Source organism: Candidatus Anaeroferrophillus wilburensis, assembly GCA_016934315.1.
In the GTDB taxonomy this organism is placed as follows: domain Bacteria; phylum Desulfobacterota; class Anaeroferrophillalia; order Anaeroferrophillales; family Anaeroferrophillaceae; genus Anaeroferrophillus; species Anaeroferrophillus wilburensis.
In genome coordinates, this window is record JAFGSY010000012.1 from 19787 (window position 1) to 41936 (window position 22150).

21 protein-coding genes are annotated in these 22150 nt (G+C 56.4%); 10 read left to right on the forward strand and 11 right to left on the reverse strand.

Annotation, left to right across the window (positions count from 1 at the left end):
• Positions 1 to 42: 42 nt before the first annotated feature.
• The 9 genes from JXO50_02605 to tadA all read right to left on the reverse strand — a co-directional run bounded on the left by JXO50_02605 (position 43) and on the right by tadA (position 7805).
• On the reverse strand, positions 43 to 747 hold the full coding sequence (locus tag JXO50_02605) for a hypothetical protein (protein MBN2331975.1): 705 nt from the start codon (positions 745 to 747) through the stop codon (positions 43 to 45).
• Positions 737 to 1249, reverse strand: a complete 513-nt coding sequence (locus tag JXO50_02610; protein ID MBN2331976.1) for a hypothetical protein — start codon at positions 1247 to 1249, stop codon at positions 737 to 739. Before JXO50_02610 ends, JXO50_02605 begins: the two co-directional genes overlap by 11 nt.
• Positions 1246 to 1914 (reverse strand): hypothetical protein, encoded by a 669-nt coding sequence (locus tag JXO50_02615; GenBank protein MBN2331977.1) that lies wholly within the window; start codon positions 1912 to 1914, stop codon positions 1246 to 1248. The genes JXO50_02610 and JXO50_02615 overlap by 4 nt, the downstream gene beginning before the upstream one ends.
• A 16-nt stretch (positions 1915 to 1930) precedes the next feature.
• Positions 1931 to 2695, reverse strand: coding sequence for an ABC transporter permease subunit (locus tag JXO50_02620; GenBank protein ID MBN2331978.1), 765 nt, complete (start codon positions 2693 to 2695; stop codon positions 1931 to 1933).
• A gap of 9 nt (positions 2696 to 2704) precedes the next feature.
• Positions 2705 to 3421: an ABC transporter ATP-binding protein gene (locus JXO50_02625; GenBank protein MBN2331979.1), complete on the reverse strand. Its 717-nt coding sequence runs from the start codon at positions 3419 to 3421 to the stop codon at positions 2705 to 2707.
• A gap of 55 nt (positions 3422 to 3476) precedes the next feature.
• Positions 3477 to 4067 carry a prepilin-type N-terminal cleavage/methylation domain-containing protein gene (locus JXO50_02630; GenBank protein ID MBN2331980.1) on the reverse strand — a complete coding sequence of 197 codons (591 nt, stop codon included), beginning with the start codon at positions 4065 to 4067 and terminating at the stop codon, positions 3477 to 3479.
• A 167-nt stretch (positions 4068 to 4234) separates the two neighbouring features.
• The gene (locus JXO50_02635; GenBank protein ID MBN2331981.1) at positions 4235 to 4702 is read right to left on the reverse strand and encodes a type II secretion system protein; all 468 of its coding nucleotides are present in this window, start codon (positions 4700 to 4702) and stop codon (positions 4235 to 4237) included.
• Between the two features lie 173 nt (positions 4703 to 4875).
• Positions 4876 to 6114: a type II secretion system F family protein gene (locus JXO50_02640; protein ID MBN2331982.1), complete on the reverse strand. Its 1239-nt coding sequence runs from the start codon at positions 6112 to 6114 to the stop codon at positions 4876 to 4878.
• Between the two features lie 2 nt (positions 6115 to 6116).
• Positions 6117 to 7805, reverse strand: coding sequence for a Flp pilus assembly complex ATPase component TadA (tadA, locus tag JXO50_02645; GenBank protein ID MBN2331983.1), 1689 nt, complete (start codon positions 7803 to 7805; stop codon positions 6117 to 6119).
• 200 nt (positions 7806 to 8005) lie between these two features.
• Here tadA and JXO50_02650 point away from each other — a divergent pair, with 200 nt between their 5' ends.
• Entirely contained in the window at positions 8006 to 9166 is a 1161-nt protein-coding gene (locus tag JXO50_02650) for a response regulator (protein MBN2331984.1), read from the forward strand.
• 7 nt (positions 9167 to 9173) lie between these two features.
• Positions 9174 to 10712 carry a YifB family Mg chelatase-like AAA ATPase gene (locus tag JXO50_02655; protein MBN2331985.1) on the forward strand — a complete coding sequence of 513 codons (1539 nt, stop codon included), beginning with the start codon at positions 9174 to 9176 and terminating at the stop codon, positions 10710 to 10712.
• Positions 10713 to 10729: 17 nt separating this feature from the next.
• Here JXO50_02655 and JXO50_02660 read toward each other — a convergent pair whose 3' ends face one another.
• Positions 10730 to 12832 (reverse strand): acetate--CoA ligase family protein, encoded by a 2103-nt coding sequence (locus JXO50_02660; GenBank protein MBN2331986.1) that lies wholly within the window; start codon positions 12830 to 12832, stop codon positions 10730 to 10732.
• A 320-nt stretch (positions 12833 to 13152) separates the two neighbouring features.
• Between JXO50_02660 and ndk the strand changes: the two genes are divergently transcribed.
• Positions 13153 to 13575, forward strand: a complete 423-nt coding sequence (gene ndk / locus JXO50_02665; GenBank protein MBN2331987.1) for a nucleoside-diphosphate kinase — start codon at positions 13153 to 13155, stop codon at positions 13573 to 13575.
• Positions 13576 to 13607: 32 nt separating this feature from the next.
• Complete coding sequence (gene bioD, locus JXO50_02670; protein ID MBN2331988.1) at positions 13608 to 14324, forward strand: dethiobiotin synthase; 717 nt, start codon at positions 13608 to 13610, stop codon at positions 14322 to 14324.
• A gap of 88 nt (positions 14325 to 14412) precedes the next feature.
• Here bioD and JXO50_02675 read toward each other — a convergent pair whose 3' ends face one another.
• Positions 14413 to 15192 carry an enoyl-CoA hydratase/isomerase family protein gene (locus JXO50_02675; GenBank protein MBN2331989.1) on the reverse strand — a complete coding sequence of 260 codons (780 nt, stop codon included), beginning with the start codon at positions 15190 to 15192 and terminating at the stop codon, positions 14413 to 14415.
• 290 nt (positions 15193 to 15482) lie between these two features.
• Here JXO50_02675 and pyrE point away from each other — a divergent pair, with 290 nt between their 5' ends.
• From pyrE to JXO50_02705, 6 genes are all read left to right on the forward strand, one after another.
• On the forward strand, positions 15483 to 16058 hold the full coding sequence (gene pyrE / locus JXO50_02680) for an orotate phosphoribosyltransferase (GenBank protein ID MBN2331990.1): 576 nt from the start codon (positions 15483 to 15485) through the stop codon (positions 16056 to 16058).
• A gap of 11 nt (positions 16059 to 16069) precedes the next feature.
• The gene (locus JXO50_02685) at positions 16070 to 16960 is read left to right on the forward strand and encodes a response regulator (GenBank protein ID MBN2331991.1); all 891 of its coding nucleotides are present in this window, start codon (positions 16070 to 16072) and stop codon (positions 16958 to 16960) included.
• A gap of 15 nt (positions 16961 to 16975) precedes the next feature.
• Complete coding sequence (locus tag JXO50_02690) at positions 16976 to 18211, forward strand: cofactor-independent phosphoglycerate mutase (protein MBN2331992.1); 1236 nt, start codon at positions 16976 to 16978, stop codon at positions 18209 to 18211.
• 333 nt (positions 18212 to 18544) lie between these two features.
• Positions 18545 to 20200 (forward strand): CTP synthase, encoded by a 1656-nt coding sequence (locus JXO50_02695; GenBank protein MBN2331993.1) that lies wholly within the window; start codon positions 18545 to 18547, stop codon positions 20198 to 20200.
• Positions 20197 to 21030 (forward strand): 3-deoxy-8-phosphooctulonate synthase, encoded by an 834-nt coding sequence (kdsA, locus tag JXO50_02700; GenBank protein ID MBN2331994.1) that lies wholly within the window; start codon positions 20197 to 20199, stop codon positions 21028 to 21030. Before JXO50_02695 ends, kdsA begins: the two co-directional genes overlap by 4 nt.
• A gap of 96 nt (positions 21031 to 21126) precedes the next feature.
• Complete coding sequence (locus JXO50_02705; GenBank protein MBN2331995.1) at positions 21127 to 22089, forward strand: KpsF/GutQ family sugar-phosphate isomerase; 963 nt, start codon at positions 21127 to 21129, stop codon at positions 22087 to 22089.
• Positions 22090 to 22150 lie beyond the last annotated feature (61 nt).

Genomic DNA, 22150 nt, shown 5'->3' on the forward strand with positions numbered 1-22150 from the left:
AGGTTACCGCTTAACGAAGAAAATTGAGTTGTTACGAAGCCATCAATAGTTGCCTTTGATGCTGACCAATGTGATCGGCTCATTATTCGGGGTCGTTACGATCACGGTTATCTGTTTGAAGTTGGTCCGCGGCGAAGACCCGCCGCAGCTGTTGTCGGGATCCTGACTGCCCCGGCCGTTGCCGGCCACAGCAAAAGTATAGGGATCACCGGCAGTTCCCGAACCGCCGCTGATTACCGCATACATCACCTCAACCTGACGGCTGAAGTTGGCGGCTCCAGCAAGCAGCGTTCCCTGCTGATCAGCCAGGTCATCACCGGCGGCGGCATTGCCATTATCCTCCAGGAGGCCGTCATAGTCATCAACATCGTCCCATTCCTGGCGGGGACCCACCGCGCCCTCGCCGGCATCCAGCCCGATGGCCGAGGCGTCATCATCATTGCAGGCCGGATCACAGTCGCAGGGGATGCCGCAGCTGCCGCTGTCATTGCGGCCATCCTTCGCCGCCCCGTCACAGGCATCAAGGCAGCCGCCGCCATTGGGGGTCCGTTCGTCCCAGCGCCGGCTGAGAATTTCGTCCATCAGCTCCTGGGCCAGGATAATCCCCTTCTGGCGGACCAGCGGATCTGAACCGCGCCGCACAATGTTACTGTACAGAGCCATTACCCCGCCGGCGGCAACTGCCAGGACGAGGACAAAGATCACCGTTTCAATGAGAGTAAACCCCGACCGTTTGCTAATAGACATAACCGGTGACGCTTTCCAGGTGAAGGGTGATGGAGCTGCCGCCGCGGCTCAAGACAAAATCCACCCCGGCATAGGACCAGCCGGGATAGTCCGGCTGCCCCCGGCCGGTAAAACCGAGGCTGGTGACGGCGGGACTCGAAGTAATACCATCAAGGCGCAGGCGGTTGTAAAAAACCACAAAATCCTGGCGATCCATGGGCTGTTCGGCATAGGATTCACCTGCCTCGCGGATACCGTTGCCATTGTCATCCCGCCAAATACAATAGTGATCCGCCGCCAACCCCAGACGCCACTGCTCGCCATTGCGAATCAGATTCAATTCCTGACAATAGCGCAGATCATCGGCAAAACGCCGGCCGGCGCCCTCCAGCTCAAACCCTGTATGGCTGAACTTGGGCACCGCCACGGCAGCCAGGACGCCGATCACCAGGATGATCATGATCAGCTCCACCAAGGTGAACGCAGACTGGGTTGATATTCTCTGACCTCTCCCGGGGTTCATGGAGACCCTCCATCGGCGGCTGACATAAGGTCCGCCAGATACTGTTTCAGAGTCTCATCACTACAGCGGTCATACAACTGCCGATAGTCGGCCATGGTGACCTCTTGTCCCCGTATCCTGCGGTGCAGCAGGGCAATGAAATCAACCAGGAAGATCGGTGGCCGGTTCGTTTCCAGGGCCCGGGAAAAATAAAGCATCGCCTGGTCCGGCCGGCTATCCACCTCATAATAGAGCATCCCCAGCAGAAAAGGGAAAATCCACCGGTCGGGAAATGCCCGGCAGGCTTTTTTGAGCAGCGCTTCGCCGCCATCCCGATCACCGCGATACTGGGGACCGGCGAGGAGCGTTGCCCCATAGAGATAGACCAGATAAAAAGATGGATCCAGGTCGGTGATGGCATCAAAGAGATAGAATTCCCGGCTTTTCTCCCCCGGTGCCAGGGGTTCAGGCTGCTGCAGACGGCGGTGGGCGGTGAGCCAGAGGTAATCAGCCACCACCGACCGGCCATCAAGAGCCAGGGTCTTCAGCACCGTCTTGTGGGGCAGGATGCTCACCTGGGCACTGAGGGTCTGGTGCTGCCAATCAGTCTGAATCCCCCGATGGGCGGCCAGAACCGCCAGGGCACTGAGACACAAGATGCAGCAGGAAAAAAACCGTTTGGCCATCTCCACTACCTAAAGTTCAAGAAATATCACTGCGGGCAAAACGCCAGCAGGCCAGCACCAGAACAGCGGTCAGGTAAGCTAAGGAATAGATCGCCAGCCGCACCAGAGATGATGAGGACGGCAGCTGCTGATGAAAGGCTGCCGAGGCCAACTGAAAGGCACCAAAATCAGGCAGCAGATGATAGATGCCAAGACCCACCAGACCCAGGAGGCCGCCGACCTGCCCGCCAACCTCGGAGAACAGCACCGTTCCATGGCCGCCGACAAACAGCAGCAGCGCAAGGAAGATCGCCGCAAACTGCGAGCAGAAGGTGGACAGCAGGACAACAATCCCCAACAGCAGGAGATATTTCAGATACAGAAAAAGAGCCGCCACCAGGAAGCCGGTCGTTACCGGCTCACCGACCATGGAGAGCAGGACAAAAAATACCGTAGTCAAAGACAGGTGGCTGCAGGCGCCCACCCCGGCAAGGGCCAGGAAGATGCCCAGCAGCACCTGCCAGCGCTGGACCGGCCTGGTTAGAAGCCAGACCAAACCGCCGTTTTCCCGGTTGCCGGCCACCTGCTGGGCACCCACCAGCAGCACATAGAGGAGCAGGAAAAAGGCCGCAAAGGCCATTCCCAGATCATAGAACAGTTTATGCTGTTCGCCGATCTGCAGCGGCGCAACCACCAGCGACAGCAGGAGAATGATCAGCGAGCCGCCAAAGACGGAGACAAACAGTCGTTCACCGATGATTTCGCGGGCAGTGACGGCGGCTATGCGACCTACAGCTCCCATGGCATCGCCCTACTGCCCGATCGTCTGGAGGAAGAACTCCTCCAAAGGCAACCCAAGAGCTGCCACCCGATACGTTCCACACGTGCGGCCCTGATGGATAATGCCGCAGTGGGTCGCCAGCTGCTGGATATCGCTGAGCAGGTGGGAAGAGAAAAAAATCGTTGTTCCCTGGTCATGAAGCAGCTGGAGACGTTCGAGCATCTCCCGGCGGCCGGCAATATCCAGGCCGCTGAAAGGTTCATCTAGGATCAGCAACCGGGGATCGTTGACCAATGCCTGAGCCAACCCCAGACGCTGCCGCATGCCCTTGGAAAAATTCTTCACCGGTCCGCCAATCCCCTCCAGACCGACAAACGCCAACAACTCCAGTGCTCGCCGGTCAGCGTCCGCAGCCCCCACACCACTGAGGCGGGCGGCGGTCTTTAACAGTGCCAGGGCACTGACATGGGGATAAAAACGGGTTCCCTCAGACAAAAAACCCACCCTGCTCAGCGGGTGGGTTCGAGATCCATCAACAGTGATGGCAGCCCCCCCGGCATCCGGGGCGGTCAATCCCATGAGCACCCTGAGGGCCGTGCTTTTACCGGCCCCATTGAGACCCAGGAAGGCAAAGCAGGATCCCGCCTCAACCGTCATGGAAAAGTCACTCAAGGCGGTTACCGGCTTTCGATGCCAGAAATCCCGGTAATAGCGTTTGGTCACATCCTGAAATACGATGGCAGACATGTTTTTACGGTACACAGCGTAAGATATACGGTGAACGAGACATATCGTTTGTTGATCACCAATTGCTGGGCCGCACCCCGGCCCCGTCGGCATTGTCAGTTCCGGGACGATCGTCGTTGAGATAAATCACCGCATCTTCCATGCGGTCAAAGGTGTTGTTCTCATCCCCCGGATAATAGGCCCAGCCGCTGCTTTCATCGGCCCGCCGGGGGTCGTAGAAGGCATCAGCCATGCTGGCGTCCCGAACCGCCCGGGCGTTGCTGCTCATGCCGACGGTCATATCCGGCAGGATGATCTCCGGCAGACTTTCGTTGCGATTGCCGGCCTGTTTATCCGATTCGATAATCTGATAGTAGCGGATCGTCTGGGGGCGGCTGGCAAGATCAAGGCGGTTTTTTTGGACCTCTTCCAGCGTCGGCCAGTCTGGGTTCTCACCGGCGGTACCCGTATTGACTCCCGAGGCGAGGATCTTGCCATGGGCAATATGGATTCCTTCGCGCAGGGCCGCCAGCTGGCTTTTGGCCGCGGCGATCTTCGCCTCATTATGCAAGCCCATGAACTTCGGCACCGCCACCGCCGCCAGGATGCCGATGATGACAATCACCAGCACCAGTTCGATCAGGGTAAACCCCTCCCTGCTGCCCATCACAACCTCCAAATCAGGTTATCGCTTAAGATTGAGCAATCTCCGGCTTCACAAACCGCCAGCACTCGGCCTCCGCTTCCGTGCTCGCCGGCCATCAGTGGCCGGCCTCGAACCGTGACAAACCGCCATGTGAGCTTCCACAAAAACGGATAGTGCCGGGATTCAGATTAATCCACCGTAAAACTGCCATCAGCGTTGTCATAGGTCCAGGCACTGTCAGCATCACCATCACCATCCACATCCAAACCAGCCTGGGTTCCCGGTCCCGTATAGGTTTCCGTGTCACCATCGGCAGCACCGGCAATACTGGTCTTCGCCCATTTATCGGCAGAGGTAAGGGGCTGCTCCAGAACATAATCGAAGAAACCGGCTGTGGCGGCAGAGGCAAGGCCATCCAGACTCAGGGGATAATCGGCAGCACCGGCCGTACCTGCAGGTGCCACGCCATTGACCAGGTAGGTGGAGTGCCAGATGGCAATCCCGGCCCGCACCGCACCGGCAACCCCCTGCTCGGCCGCTTTTTTGGCATCATCCTGAAAATTGACATACTTTGGCAGGGCCACGGCGGCCAGGACGCCCAGAATAACAATCACCATCACCAGTTCAATCAGGGTAAAACCCCGGTTGCTTTTCATTCTTTCGCGTTTCATAGCATCTTTCTCCTTTGTTGATAAACAGTATTTTGATACTCTCATAAATTCATCGTTGCCATTTCGATAAAACTTTAAAAAAAATAACTAGTTAGGAGGAACACCAGCACCCGGGGCCACCAGGGTGTGATTGCAAACGGTTTTGGCCGCCAGACGGATCACTTAAACACCTCCATCATGTTCCACCACGGCATGAAAATCGCCAGGGCCATGAAGAGCACAAAGCCGCCGAGAATAAGCAGCAGGAAAGGCTCAATCAGGGTGGTCATATTTTTGATCGTATAGCGGCTTTCCAGATCGAAATAGTCCGCCACCTTGGCCATCATGCCGTCCAGGTTTCCCGCCTGCTCGCCGGCCGCCACCATCTGAATCATCAGGGCCGGAAAAAAGCCGCTGGCCCGCATGGGCATGGCGAGGGTTTTCCCTTTCTCCACCTGCAGCTTCACCTTTTCAATCTCCCGGCGCAGGACGGCATTGTCCACCACCCCGGCAACCACATCGAAAATGGTCAGCACCGGCACACCGCTGGCCAGCAGCAGGGAGAAAATCCGGGCAAAGCGGCCGAAATTGATCTTCTGGAACAGTTTGCCGAAGACCGGCATCCTCAGTTTGAAGCGGTCAACGGCCAGGCGGCCGTCCGGCAGCCCGTACACCCAACGATAGCCGAACATGACACCCACCACTGCTGCCAGCAGCAGGTACCAGTAGTCATGGAAGATGGTATTCATGCCGATCAGCATCCTGGTGGGCAGCGGCAGGGCGGCCCCGGTGCGGGCGAAGATGCCGATAAACCGGGGAACCACAAAGGTCATGAGAATAACGATGGCAAAAACCACAGACAGGCCTGCAAGTTTTGGGTAGCGGGTCGCTGTCTTAATCTGCTCCCGGGTCTCCCGCTCATACTCCTGCAGATCGGCCATCCGGTGGAGAATCACATCCAGCTTGCCGGAGATCTCCCCCACCCTGAGCATATTGATATACATGTCGGAAAACAGGCGCGGATGGCGGGCAAAGGCATCGGAAAGAGATCCCCCCTGCTCCACATAGGTAACGATATCATGCAGTGCAGCAGCGACCAGTGCATTGCCCGATTCCTCGGCCAGAGTTTTGAGGCAGCTCAGGAGAGGGATGCCGGCGTTGATCAGGGTGGCCAGTTGACGGGTGACAATGATCAGCTCCTCCGGCTTGACCTTCTGGTAACGGGCGACAACAGACTGGTATCCGGCCAGACACTGCTGGCCAAGAGATGCTTCTTTGATGACCAGAGGCATCATCCCCTGCCTGGTCAGCCAGGCCTGGACGCCGGCAGGAGATTCAGCCTGACGCACCCCATGGTGCTCCCGGCCATCCTCGTCATGGGCGCGAAACGCATATAATATCAGCTGCTGGGCAGCCATGATTATTCGACCTCCATGGTAACCCTGAGAACCTCTTCAATGGTGGTTTCTCCGGCTAGGGCATGCTGCAATCCCACCTCACGCAGCGGCTGAAAACCCTCCCGGCACGCGGCTTCCTGAATGAGCTCCGAATGGGCCCGGCTGACAATCAATTCCTTGATCGCCGGGCTCAGAGACATGACTTCATAGAATGCCAACCGACCGGCATAGCCTGTCTGGCTGCACCGGGGGCAGCCGGGAGCATGGTAAAATTCAGGCGTCCCCTCCAGGGCAAGGGTATCAACCAAAGCCTGGGACGGCACATAGGATTCCTTGCAGTGGGGACACAGGCGGCGGGCCAGCCGCTGGCCGACCACCAGAATCAGGGATGACGCCACCAAAAACGGCTGAATGCCCATATCCAGCAGCCGGGTGGCGCAGCCGGGGGCATCGTTGGTATGCAGAGTGGAAAACACCAGATGGCCGGTAAGGGCCGACTGGATCGCCATCTCGGCGGTTTCCTGGTCACGGATCTCACCCACCATAATGACATCGGGATCCTGACGGAGAATCGACCGCAGGCCGCTGGCAAACGTCAGATTGATTTTCGGGTTGACCTGGATCTGGTTGATGATCGGCAGCTGGTACTCCACCGGGTCTTCCAAAGTGACAATATTCTTATCCAGCGAATTGATGCTGTTGAGCGCCGCGTAGAGGGTGGTGGTTTTGCCGCTGCCGGTGGGACCGGTGATAATAACCATGCCATAGGGCTTGGCAATCTTTTCCCGAAACAGCTTCTCCTGCTCATCGAGAAAACCCAGCTGTTCAAGGTCCACCAGCAGGGCGCTCTGATCCAGCAGCCTCAGAACCACCTTTTCGCCCCGCACAGTGGGGATGGTGGACATGCGCACATCGATATTTTTATTGCCCACCGCCAGTTGGAAACGGCCGTCCTGGGGCAGGCGCCGTTCGGCTATGTTGAGATCGGCCATGATTTTGAGCCGGGAAACGGCATTGGCATGGAGCTCGATGGGAGTGGTCATCTTTTCCCGCATGAGACCGTCCACCCGAAAACGGATGCGCAGCAGCTCTTTTTCCGGTTCCAGATGGATATCACTGGCTTTGACCTTGACCGCTTCAATGAGCAGGGCGTTGATGAAGTCGCTGACCTTGCCGTCATCCTTGGCAATCTCCCCCAGGGTCGGTGGCTGAGAACCACGACCTCTCTCCCCCTGCCCCTGCTGCAGGCTGTCATAGACCTGACTCAGGGAGCTGCCCCGGCCGTAATACTTTTCTATGGCGTCAACGATGACCCCTTCGGCGGCAATCACCGGATTGACCTGACAGGAGGTTGCCGAAGCGATCTCATCCAGAGAGATGATATCCATGGGATCAACCATTGCCAGGGTCAATTGATCCTCGACCTTGAACAGCGGTATGGCTTTATATTTCCTGGCCAGCATCTCAGGCAGCGCCGAAACCACCTCCGGATCGATGAGAAAGGAATCAAAGGTCATGTGGGAGATGTTCAGCTGCTTGGCAATCGCCTTGATAATCTGCTCCTCGGTGGCAAAACCAAGGTTCATCAATGACTGACCAAGCCGGATATTTTCCCGCTTGCTTTTTTCAAGTCCTTCCAGCAGCTGTACATTGGTGATCAACCCTTCGTCCAGCAGCACATCACCAAGCCTTTTTCTCGTCGTAAACGCCATTTCCATCCTTCAGCTATCATCTGAACTTCCTAAACATACTGCCTGTTCCTCACCTTTCGACGAATTCCCTCCAGAGTTTAAAAAAAACTGCACCAGCGGCAAAAAACTTCACCCCGACTCTGCTTGACATCACCACTATTTCAGATTAAGGAAAAGAAAGAACTTTTTTTCAACACTATCAATGGGGGGAAGAGCAGCTGGTGAACAAGCGTCTACTGGTTCTTGATGATGAGCTGGAAATCAGAGAGGTATCGGTGGCCTTTTTTTCCAACTTCGGATTTCAGGTTGATGCAGCTGCCAGCGGCAATGCCGGCATAACCTTATTGGAAGAGCAGGATTACGACGTCGTCATCACTGATTTGATGATGCCTGACGGCGATGGCGAAAAGGTTCTCGCCTGGGTAATGAAAACCAAGCCTTATATCGGCGTTATCGTCCTCACCGGCTACGGAAGTGTGGAGTCAGCCGTAAATTTGATGAAAATGGGCGCCGCCGATTATGTCCTGAAGCCTTTCATGCTGCCTGAGCTGAAGGTCGTGGTGGAACGCTGCATCAGCAGGCAGGCTCTTAAGGAGGAAAATCGCCTGCTCAAGGAAGCCTATGCCAAGATGCAGGAGGTCAAGGTGATGAAGGAAAAGTTTCTCGACCTGACCAGCCATGAGCTGAAAACGCCGGTAACCATCATCAATACCATTTTGGATCTGGTCGAACAGCATGACGATGGGGCCTGCCTGGCGGAGCAGTACCTTCCCCTGATGAAAAAAACGGTCGCCAGCCTCACCAGAACGGTGGGGGAATTGAACCAGCTGGTCCAGTCGCGGGAGGGGATGCTCCCCATCACCATCCAGGAGATAGAAATGGCAGCCTTGATCGAGGAAGTCATCGACGATATCAAGCTGCTGGCGGCCGATCGCAAGCTTCGTTATGCGTTCAATGGCCGGGGAAAAGGCCCTTTCAGCGCGTTTCTGGACCAGGATAAAATTCGCCAGACGCTTTTTGAACTTTTGCAGAATGCGGTGAAATACACCCCTGACCAGGGGTTAATCACCGTTGATATCACTTGCAACCACCACGAGGCAACACCGCCCACCACCATGACCATCAGGATTTCAGATGCCGGCATCGGCATCGCCCCGGAAGAACAGGAGAAAATTTTCGAGAAATTTTACAAGATTCAGGACGTCCGCGACCACAGCAGTTCTGAGTCCGCCTTTCTGGGCGGCGGCATGGGCGTTGGTCTCTCCCTGGCCCAGGGGCTGATTCATGCCCAGGGCGGCTCGCTGACGGTGGAGAGCTCACCGGGAGCCGGTTCCACCTTCATTATCACCCTGCCCTGTCGGGCTCTGCCAGCCTCGCTGTAGCCCTCCCATGCATACCGCCGTCATGAGTGCCTCCCTGCAGGGCATCCAGGCCGTGAACATCGAAGTGGAAATCGATGTTTCCCCAGGACTGCCCGGCATGGCCATTGTCGGCCTTGCCGACCATGCCATTAAAGAGAGCAGGGACCGCATCCGGGCAGCGGTCAAAAACGCCGGCTTTGCCTTCCCCAACCGCCGGATTACCATCAACCTGGCACCGGCGCACCTGAAAAAAGAGGGTACTATTCTTGATCTGCCGATGGCCATCGGCATCCTCGCAGCTGACGGAGACCACCCCGAATATGCTTCCTGGCTGCAGCACTATCTGGTTGTCGGCGAACTTTCCCTGGACGGTTCGGTAAAACCGATTCGCGGCTGTCTCTCCATCGCCCTGATGGCCAGGAAGCAGGGGTATCGCGGACTCATCCTGCCACCGGACAATGCACCTGAAGCGGCGATCATCGAAGGACTGGAAGTCATCGGCGTCAATACCATCGGTGACGTTATGGGACTGCTGGCCGGCGATATCACTATTGCCGCCACCCCGCACCGCCCGGCTTCCGGACATCGCCAAATGACCGCCGGCATCGATTTTGCCGATGTCCGGGGGCAGCACCATGCCAAGCGGGCCCTGGAGATTGCCGCCGGCGGCGGCCATAATCTGCTGTTCATCGGCCCTCCAGGGGCCGGCAAATCGATGCTGGCCAAACGCCTGCGTACCATTCTGCCGCCGTTGACCTTTGAGGAAGCAATTGAAACCACCATCATCCACAGCGTTGCCGGCACGTTGGCAAACACTGACGGATTGCTGCTGGAACGACCCTTCCGCCATCCCCACCATACCATATCCGATGCCGCCCTGGCGGGTGGCGGCAACCCACCCCATCCGGGAGAAATCTCCCTGGCCCACCATGGAGTTCTGTTTCTTGATGAACTGCCGGAATTCCGCAAAAATGTCCTCGAACTGCTGCGCCAACCGCTGGAAGATCAGCAGGTGACCATTGCCCGTGCCAAGGCGACCAGCTCATTCCCGGCCACATTCATCCTCATCGGCGCCATGAATCCCTGCCCCTGCGGCCACTATGGCGACAGCCAGCACCCGTGCACCTGCACCATGCATCAGATTCACAAATACCGCGGCAAGCTCTCCGGCCCCCTTTTAGACCGCATTGATCTGCATGTGGAAGTCCCCGCTGTGCCGGCGGCAGAATTATTGAATCCCACAAGCACTGAGGAGCACTCGGCCGTTATCCGCCAGCGGGTGGTTGCCGCCCGGCAAGTTCAGGAAGACCGCTTTGCCGGCCGGAAGATTTTTTACAACGGGGCGATGGGGGAAAAGGATATCAAAACATTCTGCCGGCTGGAGGAAAGCAGCAAAACTCTCATGCAGCAGGCCATGACAAAATTGGGCTTAAGTGCCCGGGCTTACAGCCGGATTCTCAAAGTAGCCCGCACCATCGCCGACTTGGGGGAAAGCCGGAAAATCACCACCAGCCACCTGGCGGAGGCCATCCAGTACCGCAGCCTGGACCGAAGGATGATGCTCTGACGGTAGTCAATAACGATTTATGCCTTGGCGGCTGCCAGGATGATGCGCCCATCAACAACCGCACCCTGTTGGTCATCGAGAAACAGCGGGTTGATGTCGAGCTGCTGAATAACGGGAAAATCGGTCAGCAGACCGGCAACGGCCTGCAGAACTTTTTCCAGGGTCGGCCGGTGAACCCCCTGCCGGCCCCGGGCACCCATAAGAATCGGCGCTCCTTTGAGTTCGGCAATCATGTCGTCGATCAGCGACGAAGTCAGCGGCGGCAGCCGAAGGGCTACATCCTGAAAAATTTCCGCGTAGATACCGCCCATCCCCAGCAGAACCACCGGCCCGAAAGCCGCATCCTGACGACCACCGACAATCATCTCCAGGCTTGTCTGCCCCTGGGACTGGAGCATAATCCCCCGATAGCCGGGCAGGGAGGCAAAGTTTTTTTCCAGCTCGGCACAGGTCTGCCGCACGGCTTCCGGCCCGTCAATACCCAGGATAACGCCGCCGGCATCACTTTTATGGGAAAGGGCGGCGGCCACCACCTTGGCCGCCAGGGGAAATCCCAGTTCTGCTGCCGCCGGTGCCGGATTGTCGCCGGGACGGACGATGCGATACGGCAGGACCGGCAGATCATAGGCCTGGAAGATCTCCAGCACCTGATCAAGCAGCAGCTCCCCATGCTGGCAGCTGAGTGCTTCATCGAATATCGCCGCCACCGCCTGGCGGTCACCTCCACCGGCAACCACTGCTTCGTCCATTGGTTGCTGAAGCGGCTGCCGGCGGCTGGCGTAATCCCGGGATACGGCCAGAGCTTCAATCCCCTCCGCCGGCTCCGTAAACAGGGGAAAAGAAAGTTTTCTTTTCAGGCCGGTCACCGCCTGTTCGCCGGAAAAAACGCACAGGGCCACCGGTTTATGGTAGCGCTGGGCCAGGATATTGATGGTTTCCGCCAGCCGCAGGGAAGCGTCCCCCTCCACATCGGCCTGGAAGACATGGTTGAACAGCACCCCGTCAACGTCCGGCCGCTGGAGCACCTGCTCCAGAATCGTCACGTAGAAATCGATATCAAAAAGATCTCCCAGGTCAAGGGGGTTGGTGGGATTGATGACCTTGGCCCGGAAGCGGGACTTGATAAAATCGATAAATTCATCGCTGAACTCCACCAGCTGAAAACCGGCGGCCGCCGCCGCATCCGCCGCCACCACCGCATGGCCGCCAGAACGGGAGATCACCACCAGATTATCGCCCCGCATCAGCGGCAGGCTGAATGATTTTACCTGATTGATAAACTGGCGAAAGGTTTTCACCCGATAGATGCCATACTGGCGGCAGGCGGCATCTACCACCTGGTCATCGTTGGCCAATGCCGCCGTGTGCGACCGGGCTATGCGGCCGCTCTGTTCAGAGGTGTTGGCTTTGTGGAGGATCACCGGCTTCTGGATGCCGGCACACTGTGAGAGCAGCCGCTGGCCATCCTCAATCCCTTCGAGGTAGAGGCCGATGATGGTCGTCCGGGGATCGTCCTTCAAATAGGCAAGATAATCGCTCTCATCAAGGCAGCTTTTATTGCCCATACTGACCACCTTGGCAACCCCGAGGCTGTCACTGCTGCCCATCCCCAGGTAGGTCAGAGCCATGCCGCCGCTCTGGGAAACCAGGGACAGCCCACCTTCTCTGATCTCCGCCGAAGAGAGACGCATGAAGGGCAGACACAAACCGTTGTGACGATTGATGATGCTGATCCCGTTGGGGCCGACAAATTTCACCCCATGCTGGCTGGCAAAGGCGACAATCTCCTTCTCTAGGACAGCCCCGGCAGCAGAAAACTCCCGGAAACCGCCGCTTTCAATCACCATTCTGGTAATGCCTTTGGCTACACAGGCTTTCATGGTGGCCAGCACCGTCGCCGCCGGCGTCAGGATGACCGCCATCTCAATACCGTCGGGAAGATCAGCAAACTCGGTATGGATCCGATGGCCAAGAAAATACCCTGGTTTCCTGCCCAGCAGGTGAATTTCACCTTCGAAACCAAAGTCGATCAGATTATGAACAATATTCTTCGCCAGATTTTCCGGCTTCGGCGACACGCCGATGACCAGCACCGACCGGGGGTGAAACAGCTTCTCCATGGATGGATCTCCCTATGAATTTTTGCACCTGCCTGCTCCAGCAGTAAATGAGCAGCCATTCATTATCTCACCATGTATCCTATCACCCACCCCCTGTCAAGAACTAGCATGGCTGGAAAAGGCTGGGCAGGGCAAAATGGATTGACAAAAAACGCTAAATCACGTACATCAGCGTCAATTTTCCAGCCGGACCCAACAGCAATAACCAGAGATGTTTGCCCGGAAACCATGTAGCGGATCGACATTGTTGGACATGGGTAACAGCCTGAGCCTGGAGACTTGTCGATCCGATAATTGGTCACTTTAACAAGGAGTAGAGTATGGAACGCACCTTATCAATCATCAAACCGGATGCGGTGGCCAAAGGAGTCATCGGCAACATTATCGCCACCTTTGAGGCCAACGGCCTGCGGATAGCGGCCATGAAGATGGTTCATCTGAGCAAACGGGAAGCGGAGGGTTTTTATGCCGTCCATCGGCAACGGCCGTTTTTCGGCAGCCTGACCGATTTCATGTCTATGGGACCTGCTGTGGTGATGGTGCTGGCAGGCGACGACGCAATCAGTAAAAATCGGGAGCTGATGGGGGCCACCAATCCGGCGGAAGCCGCTGAAGGCACCCTCCGGAAACGCTTTGCCACCGATATCGAAAAAAATGCCGTCCATGGTTCCGACGCCCCGGAAACCGCCCGGACGGAAATCGCCTATTTCTTCCCTGAGCTGGAAATCGTCAACGAACAGTAGATTGCCCGGTTGGCAATCCCCTGCATGAATCCATGAATAAATCCCGAGGACTGTTTATCACCGGTACGGACACCGGGGTCGGCAAGACCCTGGTGTCGGCGATTCTAGCAGTTTTTCTTCGGCACCAGGGACGTGCATTCAGTTACCTGAAACCCATGGAAAGCGGCATCGCTGACCAGGATGCCCTGGCCCATGATTCCGACGGTTCCCAGGTTCGACAGGCAGCCGCCCTGCAAACGCCCCTCAGCGAGATTATTCCTTTCACCTTCCGGGAACCACTGGCACCGCTGTTGGCGGCTCGACGACAACAGCAGGTTATCAGCCGCGAGACACTGCGCACCACAAGCCAGACCCATCTGGAACGGCATCCGTTCACCCTGGTGGAGGGCGCCGGCGGCCTGCTGGTTCCCCTGTGCCCGCAATACCTGGTTGTCGACCTGATTCAAGACCTCCAGCTGCCAGTCCTGCTGGTCTGCCGATCAGCCCTGGGGGGAGTAAACCATACCCTCCTGTCCTTGGCCTGTCTGCGCCAGGCGGGCATTCCGATCGCCGGCCTGGTGGTCAACCATCTGAACGGCCCCCCCGGCATTGCGGAACAGCATTTCAGTGCCCAGATCGAGGAATTCGACCCGGTTCCCATTCTTGGAGAACTGCCCTTCCAGCCGGCCATCTCCTTTACAAGCGAAGCGCTGCTGCCCTTAGCGGCACAGCTGAACCTGGATCATTTTTTTACCCAGCTGATCGGCTGAACCTTTTCTCTCTGGCAGCCAAGGACCAATACCCCCACCGGAACCGTTGGCCGAGGTTCAGCAAAAAGCAATTGCGTTGTAATTTCTTTCAATAGTTTGCCGGACGCTTGGCGAAAAAAGCAGCGACCCCCTCTTTCATTTCACTGCCGGCTGCGCAGGCAATCAACCCCTGACGTTCCGCTTCAATATGCTCAGGAAATGATCTGGAAACCCCTTGAATGAGAAGCTTTTTGGTCCGCGCCAGGGCGGCTGCGGGCCCCTGCCCCAGCTTTTTGATCAAAGCAGCTGCCTCTTGGCCGGCTGATTCGGCGGCAACAAAACGGCTTACCAAACCCATGTCAGCAGCCTGGCGGCCGTCAATGGAGCCATTGCTCAAAAAGAAATCCAGGGCCCGAGGCAACCCAAGCGCCCGCAGAACAGCAAAACTGCTGCCGCCGTCGGGGACGGCACCAATCCCCACATAACCGGCCACAAAACGGGCATTCTCCGTCGCCAAGGTAATATCCGCTGCCAGCGCCAGGCCAACACCAAAACCGGCGCACACCCCATCCACAAGGGAAACAAAGATTTTTTCCATACCGCGAATCGCCAGCACGGTGGCATTCAGGGTGACGGTCAGCTGTTCAATCAGGGTATGCAGATTGCCGGCATCAATGCCCCGCTTAAAAGATCCCAGATCGCCGCCGCCGGAAAACAACCGGCCGTTGCTTTGCAGCAGAACGACGCTGATCTCATTATCCCAACGGACCTCCTGAACCGTCTGCCACAAGGCAGCGGCCAGAGATTCATTGTAGACATTACCCGATTCCGGGGCATTAAGGGTTAACGTGGCACAACGACCTTTTTTTTCCAAAACAAGAACTGACATGGCAGGCTCTCCTTATTGGCGGTAAACAGTTAATGAATTACTGTTCATCGACTAGTACAAGTGGCGGCAACTTGTCAACCTGTATCATCACTAAGCTCCGGCAACTGCAACTTTCACTTGACATCTCTTCCCCCCGCTGTATAAATGATTTTGCATGGCTGCCCATGCTCAGCCAAACTGTTTTTTCAGCCATCTTCGCCTTTTTGCCGGCCGGTTCTGCATTGAGTAATGGCAACGGCCTGAAACCGCCGCCCAATAGAACGATACTTCACAAACGGACATAAAAAAACATGACAAACGATCGCCCGCCCATCAAAGGCAAAAAAGCCCGCCTGCTTGAACTTTTGAAAGAGCTTTCCTATGAAAACCGCCCGGTTACCCTGACCTCGGGCAAAACCAGCAGCTACTATGTGGACGGCAAACAGACCACCCTGCACAGTGAGGGCAGCTACCTGACCGGCAGCCTCGTGCTTGAAACCATCCAGGACTCCGGACGCCCCATCAAAGGCGTTGGCGGCCTGACCATGGGGGCTGATCCCATCGCCAGTGCGGTGAGCGTCCTCAGCTGGGCTGCCGGCACCCCCATCAGTGCCTTTTATATCCGCAAAGAACCGAAAGGCCACGGAAAAAACCTCTGGATTGAAGGCAACAAAAATCTGGCACCTCGTGACCAGGTGGCCATTGTCGAAGATGTGGTAACCACCGGCGGCTCTCTCTGGAAAGCAGTTGAGCGGACCCTCGACCACGGTTTGGAGGTCGCCATGGTCATCACACTCCTGGACCGTCTGGAAGGCGGCAGGGAGATGCTGCAGGCAAAGGGATTCCCCCTCACCTCCCTCTTTACCATCAACGACCTGCGCTCCTAGGGGCATGGATAATGATCAAAAACCGGATACTTATTGTTGATGATGAAGCCCCGATCAGGGAAATACTGGAAAATATTGTCTCTAAAGAGGGTTTGATCAGCAGCAGCTACGAAAATGGCAAACTGGCCCTTGAGGCCCTGACTGCTCACCATGATGATGTCATGCTGGTGATTACCGACATTAAAATGCCGGAAATGGATGGCATCCAGCTTATCAGGGAGGCAAAGAAGCTGTTCCCTGACCTCCCTTTTGTTATTGCTTCCGGCTATGGTACAAAAGACAATATTATTACCGCGTTGAAGCTGGGAGCCCTCGACTATCTGGAAAAACCATTTCAAGTCAAGGATATTGCCAACACAATTCAGAGAATCAAAAGGGCGGTCTATGCCTCTCGGCAGACCACTGAACTTTACCATTATCTGGAAGAAAAAAGGATCATCTTCAAAATCGGCAACGACCTCCATCTGGTTCCCTCGCTGGTGGAGGAACTGGTGAGCGAGATCCAAAGGGGCCGTCGGGGAAGCCTGCCGTTTGATTTGACCGGCATCCGCATGGCTCTCCATGAAGCAGTCATCAACGCCATTGAACATGGCAATCTCGAGCTCTCTTCCATGCTGAAGGAGGAGCCCAATTATCTCGAGATTCTCAGCCAGCGGGCAGCGGAGCTACCCTATGCAAAGCGGCAGGTGGTGGTCAGCACAACGATCAAAAGCAGCTCTTTCTCCTGCACCATCACCGATGAAGGACCTGGATTCAACTGGCAATCCCTCCCTGACCCCCGGAACCCTGACAATCTGTTCAAACCCCACGGTCGCGGGATCATCCTTATTGCCAACTATTTCGATCAACTTACTTTCAGCGAACAAGGGAACTCCATCAGCATGGAGAAATGCCTTGTCTAACGGAATATCTCACTGATGAGCAAAAAAAAATTTCTGGTCATACTTGGCGATGGGATGGCTGATGATCCCCAGGAACGTCTGGGAGGGAAAACCCCGTTGGCAGCAGCCCATACACCCCACCTTGATCGGCTGGCGCAGACCGCCGAGCAAGGTCTCCTGACCACCATACCTGAAGGTTTTCCAGCCGGCAGCGATGTGGCCAACCTAGCGGTTTTCGGTTATGATCCGGCCCGCTACTATACCGGCCGGGCACCACTGGAAGCCGCCAGCATGGGCATTGAACTGGGGCCTGATGATGTGGCATTCCGCTGCAATCTGGTCAACATTCTCCACTATCAGGGGCGTGGCTTCATGCATGACTTCAGTGCCGGCCACATCACCACAGCTGAAGCCCGGCAGGTTATCGAACACCTCAATGGGGAACTTGGCAGTGAACATCTGCAGTTCTATGCCGGCGTCAGCTATCGCCACCTGATGGTCATCAGGGACTGCCCCCCGGAACTGGCTGCCCTTGACCTGACGCCGCCCCATGACATTACCGGGCAGGAGATTGTTCACCATCTGCCGGAAAATCCCGCCTCCCCCATTCAGCAGCTGATGCTCTCATCCCAGATCATCCTCCATCACCTGCCCTTTCTCCGGAAAAAGGTGGAGCAGGGAGAAGTAACTGCCAATTCCATCTGGCTGTGGGGACAGGGGAAAAAGCCACAACTGGATTCATTCAGCACCCGCTTCGGCTGCAACGGGGTAGTAATCTCAGCCGTTGATTTGATCAAGGGCATCGGTATCTGTGCCGGATTGGAAGCTATGGATGTGCCGGGGGCGACTGGCTACCTTGACACAAATTATGAGAACAAGGTGTCCTACGCCCTCAAGAGTCTGCAGAACCACGACTTTGTCTATCTGCATGTGGAGGCCCCTGATGAAGCCTCCCACGAAGGCAGCCTGGAAAAGAAGGTTCAGGCCATTGAAGATCTGGACAGCCGGGTCATTGGTCCCCTGGTGGCTGGGCTGCAGGACAGCCAGGCTGCGTTTCGGATGGTTGTTCTGCCGGATCATCCTACCCCCATAGCAACCAAAACCCACTCTTCCGGACCGGTGCCCTACCTGCTCCATGACAGTGAGGAAAGTAGTTTGGGCAAGGCGGCTTCCTATTGTGAAGAAACTGCCCGGGCAACCGGCAAACACTGGCCCCGGGGCTGGGAGTTTATGGATTATCTCATCAATTCCAGCTGCAGGGGCAAAAGTTGACTACCCCTCGAACTGCCCAGCTGCAGGCCTGCGCAGACCCTTGAACCCTGAGCATCCTCATTGCCGGGTTCTCCACGCGCACTGACGCTTGCCAGCCGGTGGCCCACTCTGCCCGACTGCTGATTTTTTTTAGTTTAATGAACTCGCGACAACTGCAAACAATTTGAAAACCGGATGGCACCGTAACGACTCCAGATTCGAGGCAGGTAAAACCTGAAGAATGAGGCATCCATAAAAGTACACCTCAGTGACGAAGGTTGCAGCGAATGAAGAAGGTGGAGTTGTTATGAAGCCAGCAAGTCTGAACGTAACGATACAGAAAGTGAGTTATTCGTGAAGCCAAAGTATATCTTTGTTACCGGCGGAGTTATCTCATCCCTGGGCAAGGGCCTGGCAGCATCCTCTCTCGGCGCCCTGCTGGAAGCCCGCAACCTGACCGTGGGCATCCAGAAGCTGGACCCCTACCTGAACGTTGATCCCGGCACCATGAGTCCGTTTCAGCATGGTGAAGTTTTTGTTACCGATGACGGAGCTGAAACTGATCTTGATTTGGGTCATTACGAACGGTTCACCAATGCAGTCCTGACCAAACAGAGCAACTACACCACCGGCAAAATATATGACAGCGTCATCACCAAGGAACGGCGTGGCGACTATCTGGGCGGCACGGTCCAGGTTATCCCCCACATTACCGATGAAATCAAGGAATCCATCCGTCAGGGAACCCAAAACGTGGATGTGGCGATGGTCGAAATCGGCGGCACGGTGGGCGACATTGAAAGCCAGCCATTTCTGGAGGCAATCCGCCAGTTCCGCTATGATATTGGGCCGGAAAATGTCCTCTATATTCACCTGACCCTGGTTCCTTACATCCAGACGGCCGGGGAGCTGAAAACCAAGCCCACCCAGCATAGCGTCAAGGAGCTGCGCAGCATCGGCATCCAGCCGGACATCATTCTCTGCCGTTCCGACCGGCCGCTCTCCCAGGAGATCAAGAAAAAGATCTCGCTCTTCTGCAACATTCCTCCCGAAGCGGTTTTTACGGCCCGGGATGTCGAGAGCATCTATGAAGCTCCCCTGGCCCTGCACCAGGAAGGCTTGGATGACAAGGTGGTTTCCCTGCTCAACATCTGGACCGGAGCACCCCGGCTGGGCACCTGGCAGAACATTGTTCGTAAGATCAAAGATCCGCGCAACGAAGTGAGCATCGGCATTGTCGGCAAATACACCGCCCTCAAGGAATCCTATAAAAGCCTGAATGAAGCCCTGATTCATGGCGGGATCGCCAACAATGCCAGGGTCAACCTGGAATATATCGACTCGGAGAACTTGGAGGCGATGAACGGTGAACAGCTGGCTGAGGAGTTGGCTGACATCGACGGTATTCTGGTCCCCGGCGGTTTTGGCAACCGGGGCATCGAGGGCAAGATCAAAGCAATCAACTATGCCCGCACCCATAAGCTGCCGATGTTCGGCATCTGTCTGGGCATGCAGTTGATGGCGGTTGAATTTGCCCGCCACTGCGCTCAGCTGGAGCGGGCAAACAGTGCTGAATTCAACCCGGACACGCCCTACCCGATCATCTACCTGATGAAGGAGTGGACCAGCCAAGATGGCAGCCAAGTCATCACCCAGGACAAAGATACCCCTAAAGGGGGAACCATGCGGCTGGGAGCCCACCCCTGCCGGCTGGCCGCCGACTCTTTCGCCCAACGGGCATACGGCAGCGACACGGTTTCCGAACGGCATCGGCACCGCTATGAATTCAACAACCAGTTCCGTGAAAGACTTGAGGCCAGCGGCTTGCAGATTACCGGCACCCATGAGGTTCAAAACCTGGTGGAGATTATCGAGATCAAGAACCACCCCTGGTACCTCGGCTGCCAGTTCCACCCTGAATTCACCTCCAAACCCATGAAGCCGCACCCTCTGTTTGTAGCCTTTATCAAGGCCGCTCTGGCAGCCAGAAAAGGACGTCAAGGACAATGAACCCGGTTTCCATCAACAGCACCGTAGCCATCGGCAGCGGCTGCCCCTTGGCCCTGCTGGCTGGCCCCTGCGTGATTGAAAGTGAAGATCTGGTCCTTCGTACCGCGGAAACCATTGCCGGCATCTGCACACAACTGAATGTGCCCTTTATTTTCAAAGCCTCCTATGACAAGGCCAACCGCAGCAGTGTTCAGTCATTCCGTGGTCCCGGCCGGGATCGAGGCCTGGAAATGCTGGCAACCGTCAGGAAAGAACTGGGACTTCCGGTCATTACCGATGTTCATGATCACCATGATGTGGCTGCCGTCGCCGAGGTGGTTGACATCATCCAGATTCCCGCTTTTCTCTGCCGACAGACCGACCTCCTGCTGGCTGCCGGTGCCAGCGGCAAGCCGGTCAACGTTAAGAAGGGACAGTTCATGTCCCCCACCGATATGGCCAATATTACCGGTAAAATTACCAGCACCGGCAACGATAATATTCTCCTGACCGAACGGGGAACCACATTCGGCTATCATAACCTGGTGGTTGATTTTCGCTCCATCCCTTTGATGCAGCAGACCGGCTATCCGGTAATCTTTGATGCAACCCACTCGGTCCAGCTGCCGGCAGCCCAGGGAACCTGTTCCGGTGGCGATCGGGAAATGATCCCCACCCTGGCGGCGGCGGCGGTGGCCACCGGCGTTGATGCCCTCTTCCTGGAGGTTCATCCTGATCCCGACCATGCCTTATGCGACGGTGCCAATTCTCTGCCCCTGGACCACCTGCAGCAGTTATTGACCCGGCTGCTCCGCCTCTGGGAAGCCCGGTTTGAAGATGCACACCATTGAACCCTTGACTTTCCCAGTATTGCCGGCTATTTTTCTGACTTCATAAACACAACCGCTCACTACGGAAAAAAACTGTTGATCAACGACATTCAGCGCATTCTAGATGAGGGCAGGCAGGCACTGGCCATCGAATCCCAGGCGATCAGCACCCTCCAGGAACGACTTGATGGATCATTTGTCGATGCGGTGCGGATTCTGGACTCCTGCAAGGGAAAAGTCGTCGTTACCGGGGTTGGCAAATCAGGAATAATCTGCCGAAAAATTGCCGCCACCCTTTCCAGTACCGGAACCCCGGCACTGTTTCTCCATCCCACGGAAGGATTGCATGGCGACCTGGGCATTCTCTCCCGCAATGATGTGATCATCGCCATCTCCTACAGCGGCAATACCGAAGAACTGGTGAAAATTGTCCCGGCGATCAAGCGATTCGGCCTGCCATTGATCAGCATGACCGGCAATCTGCAGTCGGAGCTGGCAAGCAACAGCGATGTGGTCCTCAATATCCAGGTTTCCCGGGAAGCGTGTCCTCTGGGCCTGGCACCAACCGCCAGCACCACCGCAACCCTGGCCATGGGAGATGCCTTGGCTTCAGTGCTGCTGGTCGCCAAAGGTTTCAGTGAAGAGGATTTCGCCCTCCGCCATCCAGGCGGCACCCTGGGTAAGCGGCTGCTGCTCCGGGTCCAGGATGTCATGCATACGGGGGGAAAAATTCCGCTGGTCAAAGAGCAGACCAGCATGCATGAAACCCTGCTTGAAATTACCGGCAAGGGACTGGGGATCACCGGAGTAACAACAGCGGCTGGCCGATTGATCGGCGTGATTACCGATGGCGACCTGCGGCGCACCCTGGAACGGCAGGACAACCTGCTTTCACTGCTGGCCGCTGACGTCATGACCCGCAATCCGAAAAGGATTTTCGCCCATGTTCTGGCCACCCAGGCATTGAGGATGATGGAAGAACATAGCATTACCTCGGTTTTCGTCGTCAACCGGGACGATGAGGATCTGCCGGTGGGCATTCTCCACCTTCATGATCTCCTGCAGGCCGGAGTGGTCTGAAAACCTCATGCAGTTTCATGTGCTCACCCTACTGACGACAACCATGAAAAGCAACCTTTAG

Excerpts from the sequence above, each read along its gene's own strand:
- JXO50_02660 (MBN2331986.1), bottom strand. The coding sequence starts at position 12,832 with ATGGAGAAGCTGTTTCACCCCCGGTCGGTGCTGGTCATCGGCGTGTCG.
- JXO50_02675 (MBN2331989.1), bottom strand. The coding sequence starts at position 15,192 with ATGTCAGTTCTTGTTTTGGAAAAAAAAGGTCGTTGTGCCACGTTAACC.
- JXO50_02610 (MBN2331976.1), bottom strand. The coding sequence starts at position 1,249 with ATGAACCCCGGGAGAGGTCAGAGAATATCAACCCAGTCTGCGTTCACC.
- JXO50_02620 (MBN2331978.1), bottom strand. The coding sequence starts at position 2,695 with ATGGGAGCTGTAGGTCGCATAGCCGCCGTCACTGCCCGCGAAATCATC.
- JXO50_02655 (MBN2331985.1), top strand. The coding sequence starts at position 9,174 with ATGCATACCGCCGTCATGAGTGCCTCCCTGCAGGGCATCCAGGCCGTG.
- JXO50_02635 (MBN2331981.1), bottom strand. The coding sequence starts at position 4,702 with ATGAAAAGCAACCGGGGTTTTACCCTGATTGAACTGGTGATGGTGATT.
- JXO50_02685 (MBN2331991.1), top strand. The coding sequence starts at position 16,070 with ATGATCAAAAACCGGATACTTATTGTTGATGATGAAGCCCCGATCAGG.
- bioD (MBN2331988.1), top strand. The coding sequence starts at position 13,608 with ATGAATAAATCCCGAGGACTGTTTATCACCGGTACGGACACCGGGGTC.
- ndk (MBN2331987.1), top strand. The coding sequence starts at position 13,153 with ATGGAACGCACCTTATCAATCATCAAACCGGATGCGGTGGCCAAAGGA.
- JXO50_02625 (MBN2331979.1), bottom strand. The coding sequence starts at position 3,421 with ATGTCTGCCATCGTATTTCAGGATGTGACCAAACGCTATTACCGGGAT.
- JXO50_02640 (MBN2331982.1), bottom strand. The coding sequence starts at position 6,114 with ATGGCTGCCCAGCAGCTGATATTATATGCGTTTCGCGCCCATGACGAG.
- JXO50_02615 (MBN2331977.1), bottom strand. The coding sequence starts at position 1,914 with ATGGCCAAACGGTTTTTTTCCTGCTGCATCTTGTGTCTCAGTGCCCTG.
- JXO50_02630 (MBN2331980.1), bottom strand. The coding sequence starts at position 4,067 with ATGGGCAGCAGGGAGGGGTTTACCCTGATCGAACTGGTGCTGGTGATT.
- pyrE (MBN2331990.1), top strand. The coding sequence starts at position 15,483 with ATGACAAACGATCGCCCGCCCATCAAAGGCAAAAAAGCCCGCCTGCTT.
- JXO50_02605 (MBN2331975.1), bottom strand. The coding sequence starts at position 747 with ATGTCTATTAGCAAACGGTCGGGGTTTACTCTCATTGAAACGGTGATC.
- kdsA (MBN2331994.1), top strand. The coding sequence starts at position 20,197 with ATGAACCCGGTTTCCATCAACAGCACCGTAGCCATCGGCAGCGGCTGC.
- JXO50_02690 (MBN2331992.1), top strand. The coding sequence starts at position 16,976 with ATGAGCAAAAAAAAATTTCTGGTCATACTTGGCGATGGGATGGCTGAT.
- tadA (MBN2331983.1), bottom strand. The coding sequence starts at position 7,805 with ATGGCGTTTACGACGAGAAAAAGGCTTGGTGATGTGCTGCTGGACGAA.